The following is a 1,787-nucleotide window of genomic DNA, read 5'->3' on the forward strand; positions in this document are numbered from 1 at the left end:
TGTTTATCCTTTGGTGAGAATGACGAACCTTCTTTTTTATCCGGTTCGCTTTTTCTTTTGGTTTGCGGTACAATAGTTCCAGTAAAACAAAGGAGCGCCGAACATGCAGAAGATCTACTCACCGGAAGAATTGAACAGTTTCAGCAGGGAAACACTCGTGGCAGTGATCCTGTCCATGCAGGACCAGCTCGTCCAGCTGAATACAAACATGGAACGCCTGATCGAGCAGATCGCATCTGCGAATCATCAGCGTTATGGGCGATCTTCCGAAAAGCTGGACGTTATTGCCGGGCAGCTGGAACTGGAGCTCATCTTTAACGAAGCAGAAGCCCTGACCGAGACGCTTTATGTTGTCGAACCTGCAGAAGAAGATGTGATCCAGGTCACGCGCCGGAAGAAGAAAGGGAAACGTGAGGCAGATCTCAAGGATCTTCCTGTGGAAGTGCTCCCTCATACCCTTCCGGAAGAAAAGCTGCAGGAGATCTTTGGCCCAGATGGCTGGAAGCAGCTTCCGGACGAAATCTACAAAAGAGTCCGGGTTCAGCCGGCAGTCTACACGGTCGAAGAACATCATGTGGCCGTATATGCCGGCAGGGACAATCAGACGATCGTCAAAGCGGACCGGCCCAAGGAACTGCTCCGTAACAGCATTCTAACGCCTTCGCTGGCTGCAAGCATCATGAATGCCAAGTATGTCAACGGACTTCCTTTATACCGGATCAGCCAGGAGTTTCTGAGAAATGACATCCACATCTCCCGGCAGGTAATGGCAAACTGGATGATTCAGTGTGCGGACCGATATCTGGGGCCGCTTTATGATTACCTTCATAACAGGATGTACCGCTTCCATGTGCTGCAGGCCGATGAGACTCCGGTCAAGGTATCGAAGGATGGGCGCCCGGCAAACAGCAAGAGTTACATGTGGGTTTACCGAACAGGAAAGGAATATGGGGATCCCCCCATTATCCTGTATGAATACCAGAAGACCCGGAAAGCAGATCATCCGCGGGAATTCCTGAAAGGATTCACAGGAGTAGTTGTCTGTGACGGATACTCCGCCTACCGGAAGCTGGATCGGGAAAGCGAGACCATCGTTTTTGCAGGGTGCTGGACCCATGCGAGAAGGTATTTCGCCGATGCCCTGAAAGCACTGCCGAAAAAGGAGCATCCGGCGGCCAAAGATACGGTCGCTTACGAGGCGATCAAACGGATCGGCGCAATCTACCATCTGGATAACCAGCTCTCTGATCTGAAACCAGATGAGCGCAGAAAACAGCGTCAGATTAATCTCAAACCTCTGGTGGAGGCTTTCTTTGCGTGGGCAAAAGAGATCCAGGCTTCCGGTCGTCTCTCCAAAGGAAAAACACTGGATGGGATCAACTACTGCATTAACCAGGAAGAGACATTAAAAGTATTCCTGGATGACGGCGAAGTCCCGCTTGATAATAACGCAACGGAAGGTGCGCTGCGCAGCTTCTGCCTGCACAAACATGCATGGAAGCTGATCGACAGTATCGACGGCGCAAAATCCAGTGCGATCATCTACAGCATTACGGAAACAGCAAAGGCGAATAACCTGAGTCCTTTCCGTTATCTGGAATACGTCCTGACTGTGATGAAGGACCATCAGGAGGATACGGATTACTGTTTTATGGAAGAACTGCTTCCCTGGTCAGAACAGCTACCGGAAATCTGCCGGAGTAAAACAAAAACAACAAATGTTGTGTAAACCGTCCGCCGGTAACGGCGGTCATAAAATGAGTCGGTACTCATGGTTTACCGTATAC

1 protein-coding gene is annotated in these 1,787 nt (G+C 50.4%); it reads left to right on the plus strand.

All coding sequences use genetic code 11. The features are described from left to right. Positions 1-103: 103 nt before the first annotated feature. Positions 104-1,729: an IS66 family transposase gene (gene tnpC / locus B5E77_RS16675; RefSeq protein ID WP_087166483.1), complete on the plus strand. Its 1,626-nt coding sequence runs from the start codon at positions 104-106 to the stop codon at positions 1,727-1,729. Positions 1,730-1,787: the final 58 nt, after the last annotated feature.

The organism is Lachnoclostridium sp. An131 (assembly GCF_002160825.1).
Lineage (GTDB): Bacteria > Bacillota > Clostridia > Lachnospirales > Lachnospiraceae > Laedolimicola.